General features: G+C 72.0%; 28 protein-coding genes. 13 read left to right on the top strand and 15 right to left on the bottom strand.

The window, feature by feature from the left end; all coding sequences use genetic code 11:
• Positions 1 to 25: 25 nt before the first annotated feature.
• A complete protein-coding gene (locus tag ACGFYU_RS33385) occupies positions 26 to 1,303 on the top strand; it encodes a thymidine phosphorylase (protein WP_393831042.1) in 1,278 nt (425 codons plus the stop codon).
• 57 nt (positions 1,304 to 1,360) lie between these two features.
• Here the strand turns inward: ACGFYU_RS33385 and ACGFYU_RS33380 are convergent, their stop codons facing one another.
• Positions 1,361 to 1,927, bottom strand: a complete 567-nt coding sequence (locus ACGFYU_RS33380) for a ferredoxin (protein ID WP_393831041.1) — start codon at positions 1,925 to 1,927, stop codon at positions 1,361 to 1,363.
• 55 nt (positions 1,928 to 1,982) lie between these two features.
• Here ACGFYU_RS33380 and ACGFYU_RS33375 point away from each other — a divergent pair, with 55 nt between their 5' ends.
• Complete coding sequence (locus tag ACGFYU_RS33375; RefSeq protein ID WP_393831040.1) at positions 1,983 to 2,318, top strand: STAS domain-containing protein; 336 nt, start codon at positions 1,983 to 1,985, stop codon at positions 2,316 to 2,318.
• On the opposite strand, the gene ACGFYU_RS33370 is transcribed toward ACGFYU_RS33375, so the two are convergent.
• The 3 genes from ACGFYU_RS33370 to ACGFYU_RS33360 form a co-directional block, all read right to left on the bottom strand.
• Positions 2,214 to 3,212: a sigma-70 family RNA polymerase sigma factor gene (locus ACGFYU_RS33370; protein WP_393831039.1), complete on the bottom strand. Its 999-nt coding sequence runs from the start codon at positions 3,210 to 3,212 to the stop codon at positions 2,214 to 2,216. The genes ACGFYU_RS33375 and ACGFYU_RS33370 overlap by 105 nt on opposite strands.
• A 93-nt stretch (positions 3,213 to 3,305) precedes the next feature.
• A complete protein-coding gene (locus tag ACGFYU_RS33365) occupies positions 3,306 to 4,019 on the bottom strand; it encodes a L,D-transpeptidase family protein (RefSeq protein WP_393831038.1) in 714 nt (237 codons plus the stop codon).
• Positions 4,020 to 4,133: 114 nt separating this feature from the next.
• Positions 4,134 to 5,417, bottom strand: a complete 1,284-nt coding sequence (locus tag ACGFYU_RS33360) for an MFS transporter (protein ID WP_393831037.1) — start codon at positions 5,415 to 5,417, stop codon at positions 4,134 to 4,136.
• Between the two features lie 98 nt (positions 5,418 to 5,515).
• Between ACGFYU_RS33360 and ACGFYU_RS33355 the strand changes: the two genes are divergently transcribed.
• Complete coding sequence (locus ACGFYU_RS33355; protein WP_393831036.1) at positions 5,516 to 6,454, top strand: LysR family transcriptional regulator; 939 nt, start codon at positions 5,516 to 5,518, stop codon at positions 6,452 to 6,454.
• A gap of 121 nt (positions 6,455 to 6,575) precedes the next feature.
• On the opposite strand, the gene ACGFYU_RS33350 is transcribed toward ACGFYU_RS33355, so the two are convergent.
• Positions 6,576 to 7,589, bottom strand: coding sequence for a LuxR C-terminal-related transcriptional regulator (locus tag ACGFYU_RS33350; RefSeq protein WP_393831035.1), 1,014 nt, complete (start codon positions 7,587 to 7,589; stop codon positions 6,576 to 6,578).
• A gap of 155 nt (positions 7,590 to 7,744) precedes the next feature.
• On the opposite strand from ACGFYU_RS33350, the gene ACGFYU_RS33345 reads away from it, so the two are divergent.
• Positions 7,745 to 8,950, top strand: a complete 1,206-nt coding sequence (locus ACGFYU_RS33345; protein ID WP_393831034.1) for an ATP-grasp domain-containing protein — start codon at positions 7,745 to 7,747, stop codon at positions 8,948 to 8,950.
• A gap of 19 nt (positions 8,951 to 8,969) precedes the next feature.
• On the opposite strand, the gene ACGFYU_RS33340 is transcribed toward ACGFYU_RS33345, so the two are convergent.
• Positions 8,970 to 9,338 (bottom strand): cupin domain-containing protein, encoded by a 369-nt coding sequence (locus tag ACGFYU_RS33340; RefSeq protein WP_393831033.1) that lies wholly within the window; start codon positions 9,336 to 9,338, stop codon positions 8,970 to 8,972.
• 75 nt (positions 9,339 to 9,413) lie between these two features.
• Positions 9,414 to 10,139, bottom strand: coding sequence for an alpha/beta hydrolase (locus ACGFYU_RS33335; RefSeq protein ID WP_393831032.1), 726 nt, complete (start codon positions 10,137 to 10,139; stop codon positions 9,414 to 9,416).
• A gap of 113 nt (positions 10,140 to 10,252) precedes the next feature.
• On the opposite strand from ACGFYU_RS33335, the gene ACGFYU_RS33330 reads away from it, so the two are divergent.
• The 3 genes from ACGFYU_RS33330 (at position 10,253) to ACGFYU_RS33320 (ending at position 12,699) form a co-directional block, all read left to right on the top strand.
• Positions 10,253 to 11,401: an adenosine deaminase gene (locus tag ACGFYU_RS33330; protein ID WP_393831031.1), complete on the top strand. Its 1,149-nt coding sequence runs from the start codon at positions 10,253 to 10,255 to the stop codon at positions 11,399 to 11,401.
• Positions 11,402 to 11,540: 139 nt separating this feature from the next.
• Positions 11,541 to 11,801, top strand: a complete 261-nt coding sequence (locus ACGFYU_RS33325) for a hypothetical protein (protein ID WP_393831030.1) — start codon at positions 11,541 to 11,543, stop codon at positions 11,799 to 11,801.
• 142 nt (positions 11,802 to 11,943) lie between these two features.
• A complete protein-coding gene (locus ACGFYU_RS33320; RefSeq protein WP_393831029.1) occupies positions 11,944 to 12,699 on the top strand; it encodes a hypothetical protein in 756 nt (251 codons plus the stop codon).
• 25 nt (positions 12,700 to 12,724) lie between these two features.
• On the opposite strand, the gene ACGFYU_RS33315 is transcribed toward ACGFYU_RS33320, so the two are convergent.
• The 6 genes from ACGFYU_RS33315 to ACGFYU_RS33290 all read right to left on the bottom strand — a co-directional run bounded on the left by ACGFYU_RS33315 (position 12,725) and on the right by ACGFYU_RS33290 (position 16,483).
• A complete protein-coding gene (locus ACGFYU_RS33315; protein ID WP_393831028.1) occupies positions 12,725 to 12,925 on the bottom strand; it encodes a PspC domain-containing protein in 201 nt (66 codons plus the stop codon).
• A 37-nt stretch (positions 12,926 to 12,962) separates the two neighbouring features.
• Positions 12,963 to 13,547, bottom strand: a complete 585-nt coding sequence (locus ACGFYU_RS33310; RefSeq protein ID WP_393831027.1) for a VanZ family protein — start codon at positions 13,545 to 13,547, stop codon at positions 12,963 to 12,965.
• A 69-nt stretch (positions 13,548 to 13,616) separates the two neighbouring features.
• Entirely contained in the window at positions 13,617 to 14,087 is a 471-nt protein-coding gene (locus ACGFYU_RS33305) for a hypothetical protein (RefSeq protein WP_393831026.1), read from the bottom strand.
• Between the two features lie 80 nt (positions 14,088 to 14,167).
• Positions 14,168 to 14,815, bottom strand: coding sequence for a PH domain-containing protein (locus tag ACGFYU_RS33300; protein WP_393831025.1), 648 nt, complete (start codon positions 14,813 to 14,815; stop codon positions 14,168 to 14,170).
• Positions 14,816 to 14,840: 25 nt separating this feature from the next.
• A complete protein-coding gene (locus ACGFYU_RS33295) occupies positions 14,841 to 15,455 on the bottom strand; it encodes a class F sortase (protein WP_393831024.1) in 615 nt (204 codons plus the stop codon).
• 77 nt (positions 15,456 to 15,532) lie between these two features.
• Complete coding sequence (locus ACGFYU_RS33290; protein ID WP_393831023.1) at positions 15,533 to 16,483, bottom strand: hypothetical protein; 951 nt, start codon at positions 16,481 to 16,483, stop codon at positions 15,533 to 15,535.
• A gap of 254 nt (positions 16,484 to 16,737) precedes the next feature.
• On the opposite strand from ACGFYU_RS33290, the gene deoC reads away from it, so the two are divergent.
• Genes deoC through ACGFYU_RS33275 form a run of 3 tightly spaced genes read left to right on the top strand, consistent with a single transcriptional unit; the run spans position 16,738 to position 20,034 of the window.
• The gene (deoC, locus tag ACGFYU_RS33285) at positions 16,738 to 17,700 is read left to right on the top strand and encodes a deoxyribose-phosphate aldolase (RefSeq protein ID WP_393831080.1); all 963 of its coding nucleotides are present in this window, start codon (positions 16,738 to 16,740) and stop codon (positions 17,698 to 17,700) included.
• 5 nt (positions 17,701 to 17,705) lie between these two features.
• Positions 17,706 to 19,142, top strand: a complete 1,437-nt coding sequence (locus ACGFYU_RS33280) for an aldehyde dehydrogenase family protein (RefSeq protein ID WP_393831022.1) — start codon at positions 17,706 to 17,708, stop codon at positions 19,140 to 19,142.
• Entirely contained in the window at positions 19,135 to 20,034 is a 900-nt protein-coding gene (locus tag ACGFYU_RS33275; RefSeq protein ID WP_393831021.1) for an aldehyde dehydrogenase family protein, read from the top strand. The genes ACGFYU_RS33280 and ACGFYU_RS33275 overlap by 8 nt, the downstream gene beginning before the upstream one ends.
• A gap of 154 nt (positions 20,035 to 20,188) precedes the next feature.
• Here ACGFYU_RS33275 and ACGFYU_RS33270 read toward each other — a convergent pair whose 3' ends face one another.
• Positions 20,189 to 20,545 carry a hypothetical protein gene (locus ACGFYU_RS33270; protein WP_393831020.1) on the bottom strand — a complete coding sequence of 119 codons (357 nt, stop codon included), beginning with the start codon at positions 20,543 to 20,545 and terminating at the stop codon, positions 20,189 to 20,191.
• A 146-nt stretch (positions 20,546 to 20,691) separates the two neighbouring features.
• Here ACGFYU_RS33270 and ACGFYU_RS33265 point away from each other — a divergent pair, with 146 nt between their 5' ends.
• Positions 20,692 to 21,327 (top strand): uridine kinase, encoded by a 636-nt coding sequence (locus ACGFYU_RS33265; protein WP_393831019.1) that lies wholly within the window; start codon positions 20,692 to 20,694, stop codon positions 21,325 to 21,327.
• Between the two features lie 160 nt (positions 21,328 to 21,487).
• Here the strand turns inward: ACGFYU_RS33265 and ACGFYU_RS33260 are convergent, their stop codons facing one another.
• Complete coding sequence (locus tag ACGFYU_RS33260; RefSeq protein ID WP_393831018.1) at positions 21,488 to 22,183, bottom strand: SigE family RNA polymerase sigma factor; 696 nt, start codon at positions 22,181 to 22,183, stop codon at positions 21,488 to 21,490.
• Between the two features lie 192 nt (positions 22,184 to 22,375).
• Between ACGFYU_RS33260 and afsQ1 the strand changes: the two genes are divergently transcribed.
• Both afsQ1 and ACGFYU_RS33250 read left to right on the top strand, forming a co-directional pair.
• The gene (afsQ1, locus tag ACGFYU_RS33255; protein WP_063754818.1) at positions 22,376 to 23,053 is read left to right on the top strand and encodes a two-component system response regulator AfsQ1; all 678 of its coding nucleotides are present in this window, start codon (positions 22,376 to 22,378) and stop codon (positions 23,051 to 23,053) included.
• Positions 23,050 to 24,534: an ATP-binding protein gene (locus ACGFYU_RS33250; RefSeq protein WP_393831017.1), complete on the top strand. Its 1,485-nt coding sequence runs from the start codon at positions 23,050 to 23,052 to the stop codon at positions 24,532 to 24,534. The genes afsQ1 and ACGFYU_RS33250 overlap by 4 nt, the downstream gene beginning before the upstream one ends.
• Positions 24,535 to 24,587 lie beyond the last annotated feature (53 nt).

Raw genomic sequence — 24,587 nt, 5'->3', positions numbered from 1 at the left:
CTATGCGCGTAGAAGGAAGCACCACATGGACGTCATCTCCGTCATCCGGACCAAGCGGGACCGCGGCGAGCTGAGCCCCGAGCAGATCGACTGGGTCATCGACGCGTACACGCGCGGTGTCGTCGCCGACGAGCAGATGTCGGCCCTGGCGATGGCCATCCTGCTGAACGGCATGAACCGCGCCGAGATCGCGCGCTGGACCGCCGCGATGATCGCCTCCGGCGAGCGCATGAACTTCGACTCCCTCTCCCGCCCGACCGCCGACAAGCACTCCACCGGCGGCGTCGGCGACAAGATCACGCTGCCGCTGGCCCCGCTCGTCGCCGCCTGCGGCGCGGCCGTGCCCCAGCTGTCGGGCCGCGGGCTCGGCCACACCGGCGGCACCCTCGACAAGCTGGAGTCCATCCCCGGCTGGCGCGCGCTGCTGTCCAACGAGGAGATGCTGCACGTCCTGGACGCCACCGGCGCGGTCATCTGCGCGGCGGGCGACGGCCTGGCCCCGGCGGACAAGAAGCTGTACGCGCTGCGGGACGTCACGGGCACGGTCGAGGCCATCCCGCTCATCGCCTCCTCGATCATGTCGAAGAAGATCGCCGAGGGTACGGGCTCGCTCGTCCTGGACGTGAAGGTCGGCAGCGGCGCCTTCATGAAGAACATCGAGGACGCGCGCGAGCTGGCCCGCACCATGGTGGGCCTGGGCACGGACAGCGGGGTCAAGACGGTCGCGCTCCTGACGGACATGTCCACCCCCCTCGGCCTGACCGCCGGCAACGCTCTCGAAGTCCGCGAGTCGGTCGAGGTCCTGGCCGGCGGCGGCCCGGCGGACGTCGTCGAGCTGACCATCGCGCTGGCCAAGGAGATGCTGGACGCGGCGGGCATCAAGGACGCCGACCCGGCCAAGGCCCTCGCCGACGGCTCCGCGATGGACCACTGGCGCCGCATGATCGCGGCCCAGGGCGGCGACCCGGACGCCACCCTGCCGGTGGCCCGCGAGCAGCACGTGGTCACCGCCCCGGCCTCGGGCGTCCTGACCCGCCTCGACGCGTACGCGGTGGGCGTCGGCGCCTGGCGCCTCGGCGCGGGCCGCGCCCGCAAGGAGGACCCGGTGCAGGCGGGCGCGGGCATCGAGCTCCACGCCAAGCCGGGTGACACGGTCACCGCCGGCCAGCCGCTGATGACCCTGCACACGGACACCCCGGAGAAGTTCGACTACGCCCTGGCCTCCCTGGAGGGCTCCCACGACATCGCTCCGGCGGGCACGTCCTTCACCGCCACGCCGATCGTCCTGGACCGCATCGCCTGATCCAGGACCTCGATCCCGTCGGCGCGGCTCCCCGTCCGGAGCCGCGCCGGCGTCCTTTCACAGGCCCGGCAGGGCCTCCCCGGGCCGCGGCTCGCGACGCTGCTCCAGCCAGAACAGGTAGCCGCGCAGGTGCGCCTCCAGGCCGTCGTCGATGTACGCGACGAAGTCCCGGTGGCCCTGGGCGGCTTCGTGGTAGTGCGCGAAGTACTGCGGCTCCTCGTCGTAACCGGCCCACTCGGCGGCGGCGGCCACTGCCCACTGCCGCACCCGCCCCCGGTCCCGCCACCAGTCGCGGACCGTCTCGGGGGTCCAGTGTTCGTCGCCGTCCCAGGCGTAGCCGGAGTACAGCTCCAGCTGCGCGGCCGCTACGAGGCACTCGGTCTCGGCCGCGTTCACCGGCTGCCGGAACACGAACTCGTGCTCCCCGTCGTAGGCGATGTGGCGCGGCGCCTCGTACCGGCCCATCTCCATGCAGTCGGTGTCCGCGCCGTAGAACGGGCCGGGGACGTTGCGCCAGTTCCGCTCTTCCCACTTCCCGGAGAACGTCGGGAACCGCGTGGGTGCCTCGAACGCGGCGAGCGCGTGCGCGGTGGGCAGCGGGTTCCAGTAGCCAGGGTGATCCATCCGGCCATTGTGCTGGCCTGCGATGAGTTCCGGCGGGCCGGGGAGTCACCCCCTCGTGGAGATCAAACGGCTCGTGCTGCCCGGACCCGGCCCCACGCGACACGACGCCGCGCGGCTCTGCGCGCGCCTGGCCCGACTGTACGAGGACGGGGCGGTCGCGGTGGAGTGCGATGCGCAGGCCGTCACCGCGCCGGGCCTCGGCACCGTCGAGGTGCTGGCCCGGCTGCGGCTCACCGCGCGGGGGCGGCCGCTGCGGGTGACCGGCGCCGGCCCCGCGCTACGGGCCCTACTGGGCCTCGTAGGCCTCGTCGAGCTGCTCGGGGAGGCCGAACAGGGGGAACCAGCGGGCGGTGTCCAGGAAGGCGTTGAGGCCGACGATCTTGCCCTCTGAGATCTCCAGGACCTGGAGGGCCCACGGCACGTGGCCCGAGCCCGAGGCCGCCGGGCGGTACTGGCCGAAGGCCGGCATGCCGTTCGCCGTGGTCGGGATCAGGCGGGAGCCCTTGCAGCCGATGCCCTGGTTCAGGTGCCAGGCCGCGATGTCGGCGTGGCCCTGGAGCCACAGGTCGAACGGCGGCATCGACAGCACCGCGTCCTCGTGCAGGAGGGTGGTGAGCCGCGTGATGTCGTACGCCTCGAAGGCGGACAGGTACTGCTCCAGCAGCTTCGCCTGCTCCTCGTCCAGCGGGTCGGCGGCCTCGCTCTCCCGGATCCGGCTGCCGGCCAGCGTGGCCCGCGCCCGCTGCAGCGCGCTGTTCACCGACGCCACCGTGGTGTCCAGCAGCTGCGCGACCTCATCGGCCTTCCAGGCCAGCACCTCGCGCAGGATGAGCACCGCCCGCTGCTTCGCCGGCAGGTGCTGGAGCGCCGCCACGAACGCGAGCCGTACGGACTCCTTGGCCAGCGCCATCTCCGCCGGGTCGGCGGTCTGCGGCAGCACCCGGCCGTCCGGGACCGGCTCCAGCCAGGTCACCTCCGGCCGCTCGTTCAGCACCGCCGAGGCCTGGTGCTGCGGTGCGGTCAGGTCCATCGGGCGGGCCCGCTTGTTCCCCGCGTTCAGCAGGTCCAGGCACACGTTGGTAGCGATCCGGTACAGCCACGACCGCAGCGAGGACCGCCCCTCGAACTTCTCGAAGCTGCGCCAGGCGCGGATGTACGTGTCCTGCACCGCGTCCTCGGCGTCGAAGGAGGAGCCGAGCATCCGGTAGCAGTAGCCGGTCAGTTCGACGCGGTAGCGGTCCAGCGCGGAATCCAGGTCCGCCGGTGTGGTCGCGAGGTCACTCATGGCTGTCGTCCCCCAGTAGTCCGGTCCTTCGGAAACTACCGGAAGGGTCCGACAACGGCAGCCGGAAGCACCGGACGGCACCGGGCGGTTGCCCTACGTGCCCGGCTTGCGGCCGTACACGTAGACGTCCTCGCCGTTGCCCAGCATGTTCCAGTACGCCTTGGCGTCGGACGGGCGCATGTTCACGCAGCCGCCCGAACCGGGCGGGTTCCACATGCTCTTGGTGGTCGAGTGGAAGGCGATCCCGCCGTCGAAGAACTGCGCGTACGGCATCGCCACGTTGTACAGCGTCGACCAGTGGTCGATGCTGCGGTAGTAGATCTTCTTCAGGCCGGTCCGGGTCTCCGTGCCGTCCTTGCCGGTGCGGACCGGCACGGGCCCGTACTTCAGGACGGAGCCGTCCTGGATCCAGCTCAGCTGCCGCGTCAGGTCGACGCAGGCGATCCGCCCCCGGTTCACCGGGCAGTCCCCGGCCCGGTTGGGGGTGGTGCCGGCCGCCCGCTGGGCCAGCATCGTGCTCATCGTCTGCCAGGTCAGCGGCCCCGCGTACCCCTGGGTCGGGGTGATGCCGTGGGCCGCCTGGAAGGACCTGATGGCCGTGCAGTCGGCCGCCGACTGCTTCCCGTCCACCGGACGGCCCAGGAACTGTTCCACCTGCCGCTGGTAGGGCCCGGTGGTGAGGTTGCAGGAGGCGGCGCGCGCCGTGCCGCCGCCCGCGGCCGGCACTGACAGCGTCAGCGCCAACGCCCCGCCCAGGACCACCGCGGCCCGCCACCCCGCGCGTCCCCGCACCGTCCGCGTTTCCATGTGCCCTCCCCGGCTCGCACCACGTCCTCTGTAGTGAATGCCCGGAAAACGAACACGGGTTGCGTGCGGGGGAGGCGTATTTTCCCGGCGAGCGCCTGTACGAGCCGGTGCGCGTCAGCGCGCCGCGCCCGCCACCGTCGGGATCCGGCGCTCCGCGCGGGCCGCGTGGGACCCGTACAGCGTGATCGAGACGACGCCGAGCACCGCCAGCAGCGCGATGCCCACCGTGGCCGCCCACCCCGCGGAGTGGTAGGCGAGGGCGCCCAGGGTGCCGCCCGCGCTGGAGCCCAGGTAGTACGCCGACTGGTAGAGGGCGGAGGCCTGCGCCCGGCCCGTCTTCGCCGTACGGCTCACCGCCGAGGAGGCCACCGCGTGGCCCGCGAAGAAGCCCGCCGTGATCAGGACGAGGCCCAGCAGGACCGCCACCAGCGACTCCGCCAGCGAGAGCAGCAGCCCCAGCGCCGTCGTGGTCACCGCCAGGTACAGCGCACCGCGCCGGCCCGTCCGCGCCACCAGCTGCCCGGCGGCCGCCGAGGAGACCGTACCGACCAGGTAGATCAGGAAGATCGACCCGATCACGCCCTGCCCGAGCGAGAACGGCTCGTCGACGAGGCGGTAGCCGATCACCGTGTACACCGCGCCGAAGACGGTCATGAACAGCGCGCCGATCCCGTACAGCCGCAGCAGCAGCGGATCGCGCAGGTGCCCGGCGACCGTACGGCCCACCGCGCGCGGGTTCAGCGACGCGGGCCGGAAGAACCGGGCCCGGGGGAGCAGCACCAGGAAGGCCACCGCGCAGGCCAGCGCCATCGCGCCGACCGCGGCGAGCCCGCCGCGCCAGCCCCAGGCCTGGGCCGCCCAGCCGGTGACGAGGCGGCCGCTCATGCCGCCGATGGAGTTCCCCGCCACGAACAGGCCGATCGCGCCGACCAGGGCCTTCGGCTTGACCTCCTCCGCCAGGTACGCCATCGCGGAGGCCGGGATCCCGGCGATCGCCGCGCCCTGTACGGCCCGCAGCGCCACCAGCCACTCCAGGCTCGGCGCGAAGGGCACCAGCAGGCCGACGCCGACGGCCACCGCCATCGACCAGGTCATCATCCGGGTGCGCCCGAACCGCTCGGACAGCGCGCTGAGCGGCAGGACGAACAGCGCGAGCGCGCCGGTGGCCGCGGACACCGTCCAGCTGGCCTGGCCCGCCGTCACCCCGAAGCCGTCGGAGATCGCGGGCAGCAGCGCCTGGGTGGAGTAGAGGAGCGCGAAGGTGGCGAGTCCGGCGGCGAAGAGCGCGAGGCTCATCCGGCGGTAGCCGGGGCGGCCGGGGGAGTGGGGTTCGGGCCGGGGGAACGACGGGGTGGAGGCACCCGGGATGACGGGTGCCCCGGTATGAGCGGGAGGCATACCTCGAAGGTAGGCCCGTCTTTTTGATGCGTCCAATGCACGGATTCGCGATAATCGATCCATTCACGCATCAGTAGAGCTCAGGGCGGCGCATGTCGATGAACCGTTACGAAGAAGACGTGCCGGTGACACGTTTGCTGGCCCCGCGCCTCGCGTACTTCGCGGCGGTGGCCCGGCACGAGCACGTCACGCGCGCCGCCCACGAACTTGGCGTCCCCCAGTCCACCCTGTCCCGGGCCATGGTCCGCCTCGAACAGGACCTGGGCGTCACGCTGTTCGCCCGCAAGGGCCGTACCGTCGCCCTCACCACGGCGGGCCGCACCTTCCTGGCCTCCGCCGAACAGGCCCTCGACGGGATCGCCCGCGCCGCCGAATCCGTGCAGCAGGACGCCGACCCGGCCTTCGGCAAGGTCGCGTTCGGCTTCCTGCACACCCTGGGCCCCGAGACCGTACCCGGCCTCATCCGCGCCTTCCGCGCCGACCATCCGCGCGTACGGTTCTCCCTGGTGCAGAACTACGGCGAGGCCATGCTGGAGAAGCTCCGGGCCGGCGAACTCGACCTCTGCCTCACCTCGCCCCTCCCCGACGCCCCCGACCTCGTCGCCCGCCGCCTCGACGAGCAGCGCCTGCGCCTCGTCGTCCCCGACGACCACCGCCTCGCCGGCCGCAAGCGGATCCGCCTCGCCGAGGCCGCCGAGGAAACCTTCGTCACCCTGGAGCCCGGCTACGGCCTGCGCCGCATCACCGACGACCTGTGCGCGGAGGCCGGGTTCACCCCGCGCGTCGCCTTCGAGGGCGAAGAGGCCGAAACCCTGCGCGGCCTCGTCGCCGCCGGCCTCGGCGTGGCCCTCCTGCCACCCCCGGCCGTGGCCCGCCCCGGCGTGGTCGAGCTGACGGTCACGGCCCCCCGAGCCGTCCGCGAGATCGGCGTGGCCTGGCTGGACGGCCACCCCGACACGCCACCGGTGGCGGAGTTCAAACGCTTCCTGCTGTCCCACAGAGGCCGCCTGATCCCGGATGTGGAGCGCCCCACTTAGCCGCAGCCAAATCCAGCCCCGCCTGGGGGCACCACCCAGCGGTAGCTGGGGGAGTTTGAGGCGCGGGGTCTGGGGCGGAGCCCCAGGTCCGGGCGGAGCCCCAGGTCCGGGCGGAGCCCGGCTAACCCTCCGGCGGCGCCTGGGCCGGGGCCGGCGTCGGGGCCAGCAAGTACCCGGCCTGGAAGCGGGACTTGGCCCCGACGGCCCGCATGATCTCCGCGATGTGCCGCTGGCAGGTGCGTTCCGACATGCCCAGGCGGCGCGCGATCACCTTGTCCTCCAGCCCCTCCGCCAGCAACCGCACGATCGTCTGCCGCAGCTCGTCCGAGATCGACCGCGCCGCCTCCGGACTCACCGTCGTCGGAAACGGCTCCGCCCCCAGCCACGACCGCTCGAACGCCGACGTCATGAAGTGCACGACACTCGGCTCCCGCACCACCAGCGCCGCCCCGCTCCGGTCCGGCACCGCCATCAGCCCCGTGTGCCCGTCGAAGACCAGCATCCGCATCAGCCCGTCGCCCAGCGTCCGCACCTGCGCCCCCAGCGCCGTCACCCGCTCGACGTACGCAGCCGTCGGCCGCGAGTAGCGCGCGGTGTGCTGGTAGAGCGTCCGCATCCGCACCCCGCGCGTCAGCAGCTGCTCGTCCCGCCCGATCGACTCCTCCAGCGTCTCCAGCGGCCGGCCCCCGCCCGGCTGCGAGGTCAGCAGCTCCCTCTCGCACCCCGCGACCAGCTCCGCGATCAGTGCCCGTACCGCGCCCAGGTCCGTGACCAGCTCCAGGCGCGCCGCCCCGCTCAGGTCCCGGTGCGCCGTGCCCGCCTCGTACGCCGGCACCAGCGCCTCCAGCCGCCCCCGCAGCCGGTCCATCTCGTCGTGGGTCTCCCGCACCAGCAGGGCCAGTGGGGCCAGCGCCCGGGCGGCCGCCGCCCGGGGCGCCACCGCGCTCCACCGGTCCGGCGCCCCGCCCGGCGCCCGCTGGAGCAGGTGTGCGGCGGCCAGCTCGGTGATCGCGGCGGCCGCGCGCACGCCCAGGGCCTCGGTGGCCTCTCCGGCGTCAAAGGCGTGCCGCTCGACCGCGTAGGCGTACAGGCGCCGGGCCGCAGGGCTCAGTTCTTCGGCTTCTTCGGCTGGCATATGCGTATTGGTCCCGGATTGCATCCGTTTATAAACCCCTCGTGTTCCCGCAAGGCGGCAAGACGACGCCTGTCCGGCGGCCGTCGGCATATGCCCAAGAGGCACAGTGGCTCCACGGCGTGAGGGGGGAGCGCGGTATGCAGGAGCGGACACCCATGAGGGGGCGGGGGCCCCTGGCCGTCCTGCTGAGCCCGCGACCCGCCGTGGTGGCGGCCGCCCGCCGTGCGGGCGCGCACACCGTGGTGGTCGCGCCGGATCCATCGGTGCCATCCGACCGGGAGGGGGCGGAGCGGCGGGTACGGACGGACTGGCGCGACCACCGGCTCCTCGTCGGGGCCGTCGGCCGGCTGGAGGCCGTACGGCACGGCCGCGCCGCCGTCTTCGGCTTCGACGCCGCCGGAGCACTCGCCGCCGCCCGCGCCAACGAGGAACTGGGCCTCCCCGGCACCCCCACCTCCGCCGTGACCGCCCTCATGGACAAGGCCGCCCTGCGCGCCCGCTCCAACACCCTGCACCCCGCCCGCCCCGTGTCCTTCGCGCGCTGCGGCCGCGCCGCGACGCTCCCGTTCATCACCACCCTCATCGGATACCCGTGCGTCATCAAGCCCAGCGCGGGCGCCGACGGCGAAGGGGTCCGGCTGGTACGCGACGAGGCCGAGGCGCGCGCCGCCGCCCGCGGCTACCCCTGCGTCACCGACCTCCTCGTCGAGGAGTACCTGGAGGGGCCCGAGCTCACCGTCGAGACCCTCTCGCGCGCGGGCCGCCACCGCATCCTCGGCTGGACCCGCCGGCTCACCGGCCCCCGGCTGACCGCCACCGGCCACGACCTCCCGGTGGCCCTGGATCCCGGGACAGCGCAGGCCGTACGGGCCCTCGTACGCGGCGTCCTCGACCTCGCCGGGCACCGCGACGGCCCCTCCCACACCGAGCTCATCCTCACCCCGCACGGGCCGCGGCTCGTCGAGGCCCACGCCCGCCCCGGCGGCGAGGAGTTCAGCCGGCTGTTGCGGGCCGCCCACGGCACCGACGTCCTCGGCCTCGCGCTCGCCGCCGGGCTGGGCCTGCCCGACCCGGTGCGCAACCCGCGCGCCGCGTACGCCGGACTGCGGTACGTGGACTTCCCGCCGGGCCGGCGCGTCGACGGCTTCCGCCCGGGCCTGGCCGCCGCGCGGGCCGTCCCGGGCGTGGTCAGGGTGCAGCTGGAGATCCCGTCGGGCGCCACCGTCCGCCGCCCGCCGACGGGCGCCCGGCACCACGCGTACGTACTCGCGACCGCGGCGAGGACGGACGCCGTGGCCCGCGTCCTGGACCGGGCCACCGCGCTGATGGGCCTCATCGGCCAGGAGGTCGGCCTGGCGTAGAACCGGGTGCCCGCGACCGTCAGCCGCCTGCGGCCTTCGCGTAGTCGCCGAAGCCGGTCCAGTCGATGGCCACGCACGGCTCGCCGCCCACGACCCACGCGTCGTGTCCCGGCGAGATCTGCATGAAGTCGCCGGGCCCGTAGTCGTCGGTCTCCCCGCTGTCCATGACGACGTGCATCCTGCCGCTCACCACGTACCCCGTGTGCGCGGACTGGCAGCTGTCCGTCCCGGCCAGCGGCTTGATGTGCTCCGACCACTTCCAGCCCGGCTCGAACACCGCGCGGCCGACCGGGCCGCCTTCCGCCTGGATCAGGTCCAGCCGGCCCTTGCCGTCCACGAACGGCCGCGTTTCGTCGGCCGCCTCGAAGCTCCTGCGCACGATGCCCATACCCATCGCCTCCGGAGGAATGGCACCCCGAGCCGCCCCGAGTCCACTCACCACAGTACGCGCGCGCCCCGCGCGTCACCTCCGCAGCGCGCGCCCGAAGCCGGAGGCCAGGGGCATCCGCAGACCCAGTGGCGGCGGGGCGGCGAGCGCGTCCGTCACCGGCCGGGAGTACCGGCCCGAGAACACCGCGCCGAGGACGAAGTCCACGGACAGCGCCACCACTTCCGCCTGGTGCTCGCGCAGCGCGTGCCCGTCCGAGTGGACCTCGAAGCGGCACGTCGACCGGTTCGCCTTCTTGGCCCGCGCCGCCAGCCGGAACGATCCCTCCGGGTCGCTGCGCGCGTCGTTCGTGCCGTGCACGATCAGCACCTGACGGCCCGACAGCTGTTTCACCGGTTCCGGGGAATCCGCCGCGGTGGCCGATTCCCCTAAACAAGGGGCGAGCGCCAGGACCGAGTTGACGGCCCCATGCCCCGCCGCCCGCAGCGCGGCCACGCCCCCGGCGTCATAGCCGGCCAGGCACACCGGCACGTCCCCGTACCGCCGCACCACCTCGTCCGCGGCCCATCCGGCCTCCTCCTCCCGGGAGGCGCCCCCGCCGTGGATCAGGGTGTGCGCGACCAGCCCTTCCGTCCCGCCCGCCCGGGCCAGCGCCCGCGCGAGCGGACGTACCGGACCGGGGGAGAACCTGGACGCCCCGGGGAGCAGGAGCACCACACCACTGACCGTCGAACCCGAGCCGTTCGCGCCGGCCGCCCGCCCCAGACGGGCCCCGCGCGCCGGCGGCGCATGCTGTGCCATGGCGGAACAGTCTCAGACTTCGAGGTGTACGCCACCGGTCCGTGCGGTCTCTGTTACATATCGGCGCACGCCGTCGGGGCACGCTCTACGCGCGTAGGAGTTAGAGTGCCCAGATGACGAGCGAGACCCCCAACCTGCCGACCCCGGATCAGATCCGCCGCTCCCCGAAGGTGCTGCTCCACGACCACCTCGACGGTGGGCTGCGCCCCGGGACCATCATCGAGCTGGCCGGCGAAGTCGGCTACGAGAACCTCCCCGAGACCGATGCCGACAAGCTGGGCATCTGGTTCCGCGAAGCCGCCGACTCAGGCTCCCTCCCGCGCTACCTGGAGACCTTCGCGCACACCTGCGCGGTCATGCAGACGAAGGCCGCCCTCTTCCGGGTCGCCGCCGAGTGCGCCGAGGACCTGGCCGAGGACGGCGTCGTGTACGCCGAGATCCGCTACGCGCCCGAGCAGCACCTCGAAGCAGGCCTGACCCTCGAAGAGGTCGTCGAGGCCGTGAACGAGGGCTTCCGCGAGGGTGAGCGTCGCGCGCGGGCCAACGGCCACCGCATCCGCGTGGGCGCCCTGCTGACCGCGATGCGCCACGCCGCCCGCGCGCTGGAGATCGCCGAGCTGGCCAACCGCTACCGCGACAACGGCGTCGTCGGCTTCGACATCGCCGGCGCCGAGGCCGGGTTCCCTCCCACCCGCCACCTCGACGCCTTCGAGTACCTCAAGCGCGAGAACAACCACTTCACCATCCACGCGGGTGAGGCCTTCGGCCTGCCGTCGATCTGGCAGGCCCTGCAGTGGTGCGGCGCCGACCGCCTCGGTCACGGCGTGCGGATCATCGACGACATCGAGGTCGCCGAGGACGGCTCCGTGACGCTGGGCCGCCTGGCCTCGTACGTCCGGGACAAGCGCATCCCCCTGGAGATGTGCCCGACCTCGAACCTCCAGACCGCCGCGGCCACCTCGTACGCCGACCACCCCATCGGTCTGCTGCGGAAGCTGCACTTCAGGCTCACGGTCAACACGGACAACCGCCTGATGAGCGGCACCAGCATGAGCCGCGAGTTCGAGCACCTGGTCGACACCTTCGGCTACTCGCTCGACGACATGCAGTGGTTCACCGTCAATGCGATGAAGTCCGCGTTCATTCCTTTCGATGAACGACTGGCCATGATCAATGAGGTGATCAAGCCCGGTTACGCGGAGCTGAAGTCGGAGTGGCTGTTCCAGCAGACCGCTTCCACCAGCGGTTCTGTATCGGCGTAGGCCATGGCGTGACGTACTGAAAGCGCCCGGGAGGAGCAATTCCCGGGCGCTTTCTCGTATTTACGGATGTTTGCGGGCGGGGGTTTGAAGTGACTAGTTTGCGGAGCCGCTCAGTTCCCCGTCGCAAGGACAATCTTTCATGAAGAAGTCAGCTGCCAAGACCCTCGGTGCCGCTGCTCTCGGTGCCGCCTTCGCCGTCGCTGCCGCCGGTACCGCCTCGGCCGCCGTTCCGGCCGTCGGCCTCACCGACGCGCTGGGCACGGTCACGGGTGGGCTCCAGGGCGTCACCAGCCAGCAGCACATGGGCGCCCAGGACGGCCAGCAGTCGAGCGACCCCACCTCCCAGGTCACCGGCCTGCTGAACCCGCTCACCAACAGCCTGAACGGCCTCGGCGGCTGATCCTGCCGCTCCCGCCGTGAAACGTACGCGCGTGCGGCGGGCGTACGCCTCTTCGACGAGGTGTGTACCCCGCCGCTCCGTGTGCCACGATCACCACCAACTGCCCGCCGACGCACTCGGTTTGAGGTCATTGGTCATGCGCATGAAGGCACGAGCGACGATGGTCGCGCTGGTCCCCGCCCTGCTGTTCGCGGCGGTCGGGTGCGGCAGCGCCGACGCCCCCGCGAAGGGCAAGGACCCGGACCCCAAGGGCTCCCCGGGCCACGCCTCCGGCGCGCCCGGTGCCCCGGCGGCGACCGCCCCCGGCGGATCGGCCGCGCCGAGGACCGGCAGCAGGCTGGAGCGGTCCGCCCTGGAACAGGGGGACCTGCCCGACTACCAGATCTCCGCCCAGGGCAAGAACCCGAACGCCCCCGACGGCCAGCCGCAGGCCGACAAGAAGGCCTGCCAGCCCCTGGCCGACATCATGGGCGACAAGCCGGACCCGGCCGCGCGCGAGACCGTCAACCGGGGCATCGGCTCCCGCAAGCAGGTCGGACTCGCCGTCTCCGCCTCCGTCAGCTCCTACGCCGAGAGCGACGCCAAGGCGCTGATCGCCCGGCTCAAGGCCGCCGTCGCCGCCTGCGGTACGGGATTCTCCGCCAAGGTCGAGAAGCAGACCGGCAGCTACCGCGAGGTGAAGGCGGCCGACTTCCGCACGGCCGGCGACGAGAGCGTCAGCTGGACCACGGTCGCGGCCGCCGAGGGCGTCTCGGCGCAGGTCCACCTCGTCGTCGTACGCGAGGGCGACACCGTCGTGCGGCTGATGGCCCTCAACGTGGCCGCCGGTGAGCAGCAGGCGCGGGTGCCGCAGGAGGTCGCCGACAAGCAGCTCGACAAGGTCAAGCGGGCCGGCTGACCCAGGCCGGACGTCCTGCCGCCGACTACCAGGCGGCGGAGCCGGACTTCTCGTTCGGCAGGAGCAGCCACAGCGCCAGGTAGATCAGGAACTGCGGGCCGGGCAGCAGGCACGAGACGACGAAAATGACGCGCATCGTGTTCGCGGAAATTCCGAAGCGGCGCGCCAGCCCGGCGCACACTCCGCCGATCCATCGGCCGTCACGGGGGCGGACAAGGGCGCTCATGGTTTTCTCCTTCGTCGGTATCGCTTTCTGCGATGACTCAATACTCCCGTGGGACCGCCGAAAGAACCTCGGTCCAGGGGCCGAGCCCGACCCTGGTAATTCTCGGGGTCGCCCCCTGATAAGCGGTCTGTGAGGCCGCGCGGCTCCGGCGCAGGCGGGCGCGCAGCGCCGGTACGACGGCCACGTGCGCGAGCAGGACCCCGGCGGTGTTCAGGAGTACCGAGTCCACGTCGACGACCTGGCCCGGAACGGCGGTCTGGAGCATCTCGATGCACACCGAGACCAGCGCGCCCGCGGCGGCGGTCCGGGCCAGCGAGGACCAGGCGGACAGCGGCGACGGCGCGAGCCGCCCGCTGACCAGCGGCAGCAGGACCCCGAGCGGAGCCAGGAGCGCCAGCCCCTCGCCGATCCGCCGGGCGGCCTCCAACGGCCCGAGGGCCAGGTGCGCCCTGATCCCCTCCAGCGGGGTCAGATTGGCGGCGGCGGCCCAGGGGACGTCCAGTGGCCGGAGGGTGAGCCACCCGACGATCAGGAGATGGGCGGCGAGCAGGGCGGCGGCCAGGAGCCGGGCCCGGAGGGAGATGGCATTGGCGGGGCTGCCGCCTGCCTCATTGCGCTGCACACCTGCGAGGACGCGCCCGGCGGCGGCGCCGGTTCCGCCGGGCCCACACCGGTGGAGCCCGGTGGCTTCCTAGTTCGGCTTCGCGGAGGGGGGCAGGTCGATCAACGGAAGGTTCTGGTGGAGGCTCCAGAGCAGCGTCACGTGGTAGGTCATGTTGTAGACCCAGACGTCCTGGAATCCGATGTGGGCCCGCAGCACCAGGCACAAGGGCTCCGTGGCGAACTGCTGCCGCTCCAGGGCCACCGTGGCGAAATCCACGCCGTGGGTCGCGTTCTCGTGCCGGACCCCGATGGTTTCGAGACCGGCCACGACGGCCGTGGTGGGTGTGAGCTTTTCCGGGTACTGCTTGACGACCGTGCTCTCGATCGGCACGAACGACACGAGCTCCTCGTGGACCAGAGTCCCGGGCACAGGACCGAGGCCCACGTCGATCCAGCCGGTGTAGATCTCCAGGAAGGCGGGGCTTTCGTCCATGGCCCGAGTGCCGACCTCGATGTGCCCTATGTGACGAACGTTGCCGATGGGGAATCTGTGCGTCATGGCCGCCTCGGTTCGAGAGCGTCGGCCCCCGTGTCAGGTTCCCACCCGGGCATCGGCCGTGCACCCGGTGAGGGATCCTGTCAGCTGACGGAGAGAAGCACGATCAGGAGCAGCGCACCGGCCAGAGCCGGCACGATCACCTCGTACGACCAGTGCACCCGCACGCTGCCCTGGGCGCCGGACCGCGAAGCACCGCGCTCCGCCAGTTCCCGTAGCTCGTCCACGACCTGGTCCGCCCGGGCGCGCTGCGGCGCGGCCGGGGTGGCCGTCTTGTCGGCCTCCGGGGTGGACAGGCCCTTGCCGGTCAGGCCGCCGCGGCGGCTGAGCTGCCCGCGGCTCGCCTTCTTCCGCTCGCGCAGCGAGACGGGGACGGACCAGAGCTGGTACTTCGCGCCCTCGGCCAGCACCTCCGTCGAGTACCCGGCGCGCACCGCGTCCACGGCCGCCCAGGGCAGCTCGATCACGCGGAAGGGGTTCCGTACGCGCATCCGGTCGTCGTTGGCGAAGACGGCCGGGCGGAGGGTGAAGGCCACGATCAGCGGGATCGCGCAGAGCGCGACCGCGAGCGCGATCCAGGGGGTGTTGCCGGAGCCCCGCACCACGGCGTCGCCGCAGAGCCACACGGTCAGGGCGAGCAGCGCGATCCCGCCGGCCACGCCCATGGAGGAGCGGTACACCCGGTCGTCGTAGACCGGCTCGTCGGGGGTCGGCTGCTGCTGGCTGCTCATGGGGCCGATTCTGCCCCACGCTGTCTCACCCCACGAGATCGGCGTACAGAATGATGTTGTCGGGCCGGTGGCCGTCGGTGATCGCGCCTCCGCAGGTGATGACGCGCAGCTCCGGCCGGGCGGTGTCCCCGTAGACCTTGTCGGTGGGGAACCGCTTCTTGTCGACCTGCTCCAGCTCGCGGACACGGAAGACGGCGGTGCTGCCGTCGGCGCGGGACACGGTGATGTCGTCGCCGGTGTGGACCTTGGAGACGTCCTTGAGGACGGCGGGCCCGCGGGCGGTGTCGAAGTGCCCGATCAGCACGGCGGGTCCGGTCTCACCGGGCGTGACGCCCTTCCCGTACCAGCCGATCTTGTCCGCTTCCGGTACGGAGGGCACCTCCACGGTCCCGTCGGCGGCCAGCCCGAGCGTCAGCAGCGGCGAGGCGTCGACCCCGGCCGCGGGGATCCGTACGCGCACGGGCGCGGAGGCGGGCATCGGGGCGGCCGGTGCGGGGGCCGCGGGGGCGGTGGTGGGCGTGACGGCGGGCGGGGCGGAGTCGGCGGGCGGCGCGGCGGTTCCGGCGGACCCGCCGCACCCGGTCAGAGCGGCGGCGAGGAGAACGGCGGCGAGCAGGGGGCGGGCGGCGCGGTGGGCCATGGGGATGCTCCGGGACGGCTTACGGCGGGCCACCGGGTCGGTGGCCCGCCGGGGGAGGGCAGGGAGGCAGAGGAGCGTCAGCGCTGTGCGGTGCGACGGCGCCGCAGGACCACGCTGGCCCCCAGGGCGCCGAAGGCGGCGACCAGCCCGGCGCCGGCCGCCACGGTGGCGGTGTTGTCGGTGTCCTCGACGGCGATCTCGGCACCGGCGGCGACCCCGCCCTTGGGGACGACGGAGGTCTGGCCGGCGGTCTGCGGCTTCGCCGGGGCGGGGGTGGACGAGGTGGGCTTCGGCGCGGGCGCGTCGTCCTGCACCTTGTAGTCGGGCTTGCAGCCCTTGGGGAGCGCGGGGAAGGAGGCGCGCCCGCCCGGGATGGGGGTCTGATTGGCACGGGGGGTCCACCACTCCAGGACCGGGTGGGCGCCGTTCGGGTTGACGATGCGGAAGTCCCGGCCCTCGGGCGCGGTGCGGGTCAGCGTCACAGACCAGGTGCTGGCCGGGTCGGCGCCGTGCGCGACGGCCTTGGGACCCTCAGGCGACATCGTCAGGTCCACGACGCTGCCGTGACCGAGGTCAACCCGCTCGACGTTGGAGACGCACTTGTCGACCGGCTTCGAGGACTTCGGCAGCGGGTAGGACTTGGCGACCCCGCCCCGGGTGACGACGAGCACGGGGTTGGCGGTCTCGGCCTTGGTGAGCTCCAGGTACACGTCGCCGATCTTGTCGGAGGGAGAGGTCCGGGTCAGCTTCGCCGAGGCCTTGCTCGGGTAGGCGTCGCCCGGCTTCCACTCGTAGCCGACCCAGTGGATCGAGGCCTCAGGGCCCTCCTCCTGGTTGCGCAGCACCGCGATCAGTCCCTGGCCGATGGCGACGACCTCGCTCTCGTTACGGTCGTTGTCCGATGCGGCGGCCGTCTGCGGCACGGCGGTGACCGGTGCGGCGAACGCGGCGCCGGCGGCCGGGAGGAGCATCGCGCCCGCGAGGGCGGCGGTGGCGATCGAGGTGCGGAGGGCGAGGGCGGCACGCATAACGACTCCTTGAAGCGTGGGTGAGGAAGGTGGAGGAGAGTCGCATGCCGCGTTGAGTCTGTTCGGTCTGGTTCACCGGGTCAGGTGTGGCGGGCTGCTGAGGAAGAATTTACGGATCTTGTGCGGGTGGATGATCTGCTTCCTGTCATCGCCGTGTAACGGAGAGTGGAGGTGTCAATTCCGCAGCGATCGGGCGGAATCGGAGGGAGGGGGTGACAGGTCGCTACGCGCGTAGATATGCTCATGTGGTGACCATGCCCACCACCCTCACCGCATTCGCTGACGTGACGACGTCCGACAGTGCGCTGCGCCGCTTCCTGCACGGGCTGCCCGGCGTCGACACTGTCGGCCTGGAGGCCCGCGCGGCCTCCCTCGGCACCCGTTCGATCAAGACGACGGCCAAGGCGTACGCCATCGACCTGGCCATCTCGATGATCGACCTGACGACGCTGGAAGGCGCGGACACCCCGGGCAAGGTCCGGGCGCTCTCCGCCAAGGCCGTCAACCCCGATCCGACCGACCGCAGCACCCCGATGACGGCCGCCGTCTGCGTGTACCCCGACATGGTGGCCACCGCGAAGGCGGCGCTGAACGGCGCCGACGTCAAGGTCGCCTCCGTCGCCACCGCGTTCCCCGCCGGCCGCGCCGCCCTGCCGGTCAAGCTCGCGGACACCGCCGACGCCGTCGCCGCGGGTGCCGACGAGATCGACATGGTCATCGACCGTGGCGCCTTCCTCGCCGGCCGCTACCTGGAGACGTACGAGCTGATCAAGGCCGTCAAGGAGGCCTGCGTCCGCCCCGACGGCACCGCGGCCCGCCTCAAGGTCATCTTCGAGACCGGCGAGCTGTCGACGTACGACAACATCCGCCGCGCCTCGTGGATCGGCATGCTCGCGGGCGCCGACTTCATCAAGACGTCGACCGGCAAGGTGGGGGTGAACGCCACTCCGGCGAACACCCTGCTCATGCTCGAAGCCGTCCGCGACTTCCGGGCGCAGACTGGAATCCAGATCGGCGTGAAGCCGGCCGGCGGCATCCGCACCACCAAGGACGCGATCAAGTTCCTGGTCCTGGTCAACGAGACCGTGGGCGAGGACTGGCTGAGCAACCACTGGTTCCGCTTCGGCGCCTCCAGCCTGCTCAACGACCTGTTGATGCAGCGGCAGAAGCTGAACACCGGCCGTTACTCCGGTCCCGACTACGTGACGGTGGACTGATCACCATGGCATCTGTATTCGAGTACGCACCGGCTCCCGAGTCCCGCTCGGTCGTCGACATCGCCCCCTCCTACGGGCTCTTCATCGACGGCGAGTTCACCGACGCCGCCGACGGCAAGGTCTTCAAGACCGTCTCGCCGAGCAGCGAAGAGGTCCTGGCCGAGGTCGCCCAGGCGGGTGCCGCCGATGTGGACCGCGCCGTCAAGGCCGCCCGCAAGGCCTTCGCCGCGTGGTCCGCGCTGCCGGGCTCCGAGCGCGCCAAGTACCTCTTCCGCATCGCCCGGATCATCCAGGAGCGCAGCCGCGAGCTGGCCGTCCTGGAGACCCTGGACAACGGCAAGCCGATCAAGGAGACCCGCGACGCGGACCTCCCGCTGGTCGCCGCGCACTTCTTCTACTACGCGGGCTGGGCCGACAAGCTCGACCACGCGGGCTACGGCCCGAACCCGCGTCCGCTCGGTGTGGCCGGCCAGGTCATCCCGTGGAACTTCCCGCTCCTGATGCTCGCGTGGAAGATCGCCCCGGCGCTCGCCACCGGCAACACCGTCGTGCTGAAGCCGGCCGAGACGACCCCCCTCTCCGCGCTGTTCTTCGCGGACATCTGCCGCCAGGCGGGCCTGCCTAAGGGCGTCGTCAACATCCTCACCGGCTACGGGGACGCGGGCGCGGCCCTCGTCGAGCACCCGGACGTCAACAAGGTCGCCTTCACCGGCTCGACCGCCGTGGGCAAGAAGATCGCCCGCCACGTCGCAGGCACCGACAAGAAGGTCACCCTGGAGCTGGGCGGCAAGGGCGCCAACATCGTCTTCGACGACGCCCCCATCGACCAGGCCGTCGAGGGCATCGTCAACGGCATCTTCTTCAACCAGGGCCAGGTCTGCTGCGCCGGATCCCGGCTCCTCGTCCAGGAGTCGATCCACGACGAGCTGCTGGACAGCCTGAAGCGCCGGCTGTCGACGCTGCGCCTGGGCGACCCGCTCGACAAGAACACCGACATCGGCGCGATCAACTCCGCCGAGCAGCTCGCCCGGATCACCGCGCTCGCCGACACCGGCGAGGCCGAGGGCGCCGAGCGCTGGTCCCCGGCGTGCGAGCTGCCGTCCGCCGGCTACTGGTTCGCCCCGACGCTCTTCACCAACGTCACCCAGGCGCACACCGTCGCCCGTGACGAGATCTTCGGCCCCGTGCTGTCCGTGCTGACCTTCCGCACGCCCGACGAGGCCGTCGCCAAGGCCAACAACAGCCAGTACGGCCTGTCCGCCGGCATCTGGACGGAGAAGGGCAGCCGCATCCTGGCGGTCGCCAACAAGCTCCGCGCGGGTGTCGTCTGGGCCAACACGTTCAACAAGTTCGACCCGACCTCGCCCTTCGGCGGCTACAAGGAGTCGGGCTTCGGCCGCGAGGGCGGTCGCCACGGTCTGGAGGCCTACCTCGATGTCTGAGAAGTCCGAGCAGCGTCTGAGCGTCTTCAAGACCTACAAGCTGTACGTGGGCGGGAAGTTCCCGCGTTCCGAGAGCGGCCGGGTGTACGAGGTGACGGACTCCAAGGGCAACTGGCTGGCGAACGCACCGCTGTCCTCCCGCAAGGACGCGCGTGACGCGGTCGTCGCCGCCCGCAAGGCCTTCGGCGGCTGGTCGGGCGCGACCGCGTACAACCGCGGGCAGATCCTCTACCGCATCGCCGAGATGCTGGAGGGCCGCCGGGACCAGTTCGTCCGCGAGGTCGGCGAGGCCGAGGGCCTGTCCAAGTCGAAGGCCGGCGCGGTCGTCGACGCGGCCATCGACCGCTGGGTCTGGTACGCGGGCTGGACCGACAAGATCGGCCAGGTCGTGGGCGGGGCCAACCCGGTCGCGGGCCCGTTCTTCAACCTCTCCACCCCGGAGCCGACCGGCGTCGTCACCGTCATCGCCCCCCAGGACTCGTCCTTCCTGGGCCTGATCTCGGTGATCGCCCCGGTCATCGCGACCGGCAACACGGCCGTCGTGATCACTTCGGAGAAGGCCCCGCTCCCCGCCCTCTCCCTGGGCGAGGTGCTGGCCACCTCCGACCTGCCCGGCGGCGTGGTCAACATCCTGTCCGGCAAGGCCGCCGAGATGGGCCCGCACCTGGCCGCGCACCAGGACGTCAACGCGATCGACCTGGCGGGCGCGGACACCGCGCTGGCCAAGGAGCTGGAGATCGCGGCCGCCGACAACCTCAAGCGCGTCCTGCGTCCACAGCCTGTGGACGACTGGAGCGCGGACCCGGGCACGCACCGCATGACGGCGTTCCTGGAGACCAAGACCGTCTGGCACCCGACGGGGTCGCTGGGCTCGGGCGGATCCTCGTACTAGACGGATCGTCGTCGTACGGGTTCTCGTACGAGCCCGCATACGAGCCCGCGTAGGAGCGGAGCCCCACGAACCGGCCCCGGCAGCGTCCCTCCCCCAGCTACCGCTGGGAGGTGCCCCCAGCGCTGCCGGGGCCTCGTGCTTCCCGCTCCCACCTCTACTGCTGCGGGGGCATCAGGGGCCCGAGCAGCGCTGAGGCGGTCGCGGCGGGCAGTTCGCCCACGGACGGACCCTGCGTCAGGATCCCCGTAACCGTCTTGGTGCTGACGGCGGGGAAGTCGGCCACCTTGGTCCCCACGCCGTTGTCGAGGGGGTCCACGCCGGTGTGCGCGAGGGGGTTCACCTTCAGGTTCGCGATCGGGTCCGTGACCCCCGCCAGGGCCGCCGGGACGTCGAGCTCCCCGGCCTGCGCACCGCCTGCGGCCATCGCCAGGGCGGCCCCGGCCATGGAGAGGGTCAGGCCGGCGGAGCGGAGCCGCTTGGGCGAAGGGTCGGAGGCTGCGTGACGTGCCATGGTTCCCGCCTGTGGTCGGTGGTAGTCGCGTGTGCACACAGCGTAGTCGAGCGGGCTTCCCTGATTCCAACCCGCCGTGTGAGACGGGTCGCAGGGGCTGTCGGCAGTGTGTTGATACGCCGGGTAATGCCTCACACTGGTCTCCCGTGAGCTGTTCATCTCCCCTTCCCACGCGCGTCGTACTGCTGACCGGTCCCTCGGGTTCCGGAAAGTCCTCGCTGGCGGCCCGCTCGGGTCTGCCCGTACTGCGGCTGGACGACTTCTACAAGGAGGGGACGGACCCGACCCTCCCCCTGGTCGAGGGCAGCTCCGACATCGACTGGGACTCGCCGCAGTCGTGGGACGCCGAGGTCGCCGTCGCGGCCGTCGCCGAACTGTGCCGCTCCGGTCGGACCGAGGTCCCCGTGTACGACATCGCGACCAGCTCCCGCACCGGCACCGAGACCCTGGACATCTCCCGCACCCCGCTGTTCATCGCGGAAGGCATCTTCGCGGCCGACATCGCCGCCCGCTGCCAGGAGCTCGGCCTCCTCGCCGACGCGATCTGCCTGCGGGGGCGGCCGTCCACCACCTTCCGGCGGCGGCTCGCGCGCGATCTGCGGGAGGGCCGCAAGTCCGTGCTGTTCCTGCTGAGGCGGGGCCTGCGCCTGATGCGCGCCGAGCGGGGCATCGTCGCCCGGCACGTCGCGCTGGGCGCGCACGCCTGCGCCCGCGACGAGGCCCTGGGCCGCCTGGCCGCCGCCGCAGCCGGCCGCCACCGCGCCGCCGCGGCGGCGGCATAGCCAGGTCCCGGCGGAGCCGGGCTGACCTGCTGAGCCGCGCATGCGAAAGGGCGGGACCCCGCGGACCCCCGGCCGCGTGATCCCGCCCTCTCCCCCCGCGGCCTCCGCCCCACCCCCGTAGGACGGACCCCCTGGCCGGATGGTCTTCGTGTGGCGGCCGTCAGGCCACCAGCTCCTCGAACGACTCCGCCTCGTCGGCACCAAAGCTCAGCGCCTCGTCCTCGCGCAGCCGCCGCAGCGACCGCCAGATGCTCGACTTCACCGTGCCGACGCTGATCCCCAGGATCTCCGCGATCTCCGGGTCCGTGCGGCCCTCGTAGTAGCGCAGCACCAGCATCGTGCGCTGCGGCTCCGGGATGCGGGCCAGCGCCTGCCACAGCACCGCGCGCAGCTCCGTACCGCGCATCGCGTCCGTGTCCGAGGCCGTCTCCGGCAGCTCCTCCGTCGGGTACTCGTTGAGCTTGCGCCGGCGCCACGCGCTGATGTGCAGGTTCGTCATCGTGCGGCGCAGGTAGCCGCCCACCGCCGCCTTGTCGCTGATCCGGTCCCAGGCGCGGTACGTCGAGAACAGCGCGCTCTGCAGCAGGTCCTCGGCCTCGTACCGGTCCCCGGTGAGGTGGAAGGCCGTCGCGTAGAGGGCGGCCCGGCGCTCCTGGACGTACGCCGTGAACTCCGCCTCCGACGTGGAGGACGGGGTGGGCTGTGCGGGAACCGCCTGGTACTGCTCTGCGTCAATGGCTACGAGATGGGCCGGCCGGGGACGGGCGACCGTCACCGAACGGACACCCGCCCGACGGTTCACATCGTGCAGCCGCGTGACAACCGCGCTGGTCGTGGTGCTGTGCAGCGTGTTCATCTCGCGCCCCCCGTCGTGGAGTCTGCTTCGGTTTCGGTGTTCGGTTCCGTGCTTTCGTTCGCTGATAGAAGACTGCCCCGCCGACTTAACCGGGGTGTCCGCCGACTGTCACAGGCCTGTCACAGCGGACTCCGATGGATCCCGTGCCCCCGACGGTCGAACTCCCGAGTGCCGATGGGACAGAATGAGCCCGTGCCTTTCCTGTTGCTGATCGAGGACGACGACGCCATCCGCACGGCCCTCGAACTCTCCCTGTCTCGCCAGGGCCACCGTGTGGCCACCGCGGCGACGGGCGAGGACGGCCTGAAACTGCTCCGCGAGCAGCGGCCGGACCTGATCGTGCTGGACGTCATGCTGCCCGGGATCGACGGCTTCGAGGTGTGCCGGCGGATCCGCCGCACCGACCAGCTGCCGATCATCCTGCTCACCGCGCGCAGCGACGACATCGACGTGGTCGTCGGCCTGGAGTCCGGTGCCGACGACTACGTGGTCAAGCCCGTCCAGGGGCGCGTCCTCGACGCCCGCATCCGGGCCGTGCTGCGCCGCGGCGAGCGCGAGTCCAGCGACTCCGCGAGCTTCGGCTCCCTCGTCATCGACCGGGCCGCGATGACGGTCACGAAGAACGGCGAGGATCTGCAGCTCACGCCGACCGAGCTGAGGCTGCTGCTGGAGCTGAGCCGGCGACCCGGGCAGGCGCTGTCCCGCCAGCAGTTGCTGCGGCTGGTGTGGGAGCACGACTACCTCGGTGACTCCCGGCTCGTCGACGCCTGCGTACAGCGGCTGCGCGCCAAGGTCGAGGACGTGCCGTCCTCGCCCACCCTGATCCGGACCGTCCGCGGCGTCGGCTACCGCCTGGACTCCCCGCAGTGATCCGCGCGCTGCTCGCGGGCCGGCGCTGGACCAGCCTGCGGCTGCGGCTCCTCGTCGTCTTCGCCCTGGTCGCGCTGACGGCCGCCGTCTCCGCCTCCGGGATCGCGTACTGGCTCAACCGCGAGGCGGTCCTCACCCGTACCCAGGACGCGGCCCTCGGTGACTTCCGGCAGGAGATGCAGAACCGTGCCGCCGCCCTGCCCGCCGATCCGACGCCCGAGGAGATGCAGCGCACCGCCGAGCTGATGGCGGGCAGCAGCCCCGGCTACAGCGTGCTGCTCGTACAGGAGCGCAAGGACGGCCGTCAGGTGTCCGGGCAGGCGGGGCCGGACGCCTTCGGGCTGGCCGACGTACCGAAGTCCCTGCAGGACGCCGTGAACGACAAGCAGAAGACGACGTCGGCGAACGAGTCCCAGTACCACGTGTACTGGCAGCGGACGAAGCCGCGCGGCAATCCGTACCTGGTCGGCGGGACGCGGATCGTGGGCGGCGGGCCGACGGGGTACATGTACAAGTCGTTGGCCCAGGAGCGGGACGATTTGAATGCGCTTGCGTGGTCGTTGACGATCGCGACGGGGCTGGCGCTGCTCGGGTCGGCGCTGCTCGCGCAGGCCGCGGCCCGGACCGTGCTCAAGCCCGTGCAGCGGCTGGGCGACGCGGCGCGGCGGCTGGGCGAGGGGGAGCTGGACCACCGGCTGGACGTGTCGGGGACGGACGAACTCGCCGATCTGTCGCACACCTTCAACAAGACGGCGGAGGCGCTGGAGAAGAAGGTCGCCGACATGAGCGCGCGGGAGGAGGCGAGTCGGCGCTTCGTCGCGGACATGTCGCACGAACTGCGCACGCCGCTGACGGCGTTGACGGCGGTCTCCGAGGTGCTGGAGGAGGAGGTCGACGACCTCGATCCGATGATCGCACCGGCGGTGGCGCTCGTCGTGAGCGAGACGCGGCGGCTGAACGACCTGGTGGAGAACCTGATGGAGGTCACCCGCTTCGACGCGGGCACGGCCAAACTGGTGCTGGACGACGTGGACGTGGCCGACCAGGTCACGGCGTGCATCGACGCGCGGGCCTGGCTCGACGCGGTCGAACTCGACGCCGAGCGGGGCATCGTGGCGCGGCTCGACCCGCGCCGCCTGGACGTCATCCTGGCCAACCTGATCGGCAACGCCCTCAAGCACGGGGGCTCGCCGGTGCGGGTCAAGGTGGTCGTGGAGGGGGAGTGGCTGGTCATCGCGGTCCAGGACAACGGGCCGGGCATCCCGGAGGAGGTCCTGCCGCACGTCTTCGACCGCTTCTACAAGGCGAGCGCTTCGCGGCCGAAGTCGGACGGTAGTGGCCTGGGGCTGTCGATCGCCATGGAGAACGCGCACATCCACGGCGGTGACATCACTGCGGCCAACGGGCCGGGGGGCGGGGCTCTGTTCACGCTGCGGCTGCCGGTGGATGTGGGGAAGGTGATCGCGGGTGACCAGGCGTAGGTCTTTGGCGGGGCTGGTGTTGTCGACGGGTCTGCTCGCGGGCGCCGTTTCCG

Source organism: Streptomyces sp. NPDC048337, assembly GCF_043201175.1.
Classification (GTDB): Bacteria; Actinomycetota; Actinomycetes; order Streptomycetales; family Streptomycetaceae; genus Streptomyces.
Note: the sequence above shows the minus strand (reverse complement) of the source record. Positions and strands in the feature narration are given on the sequence as shown.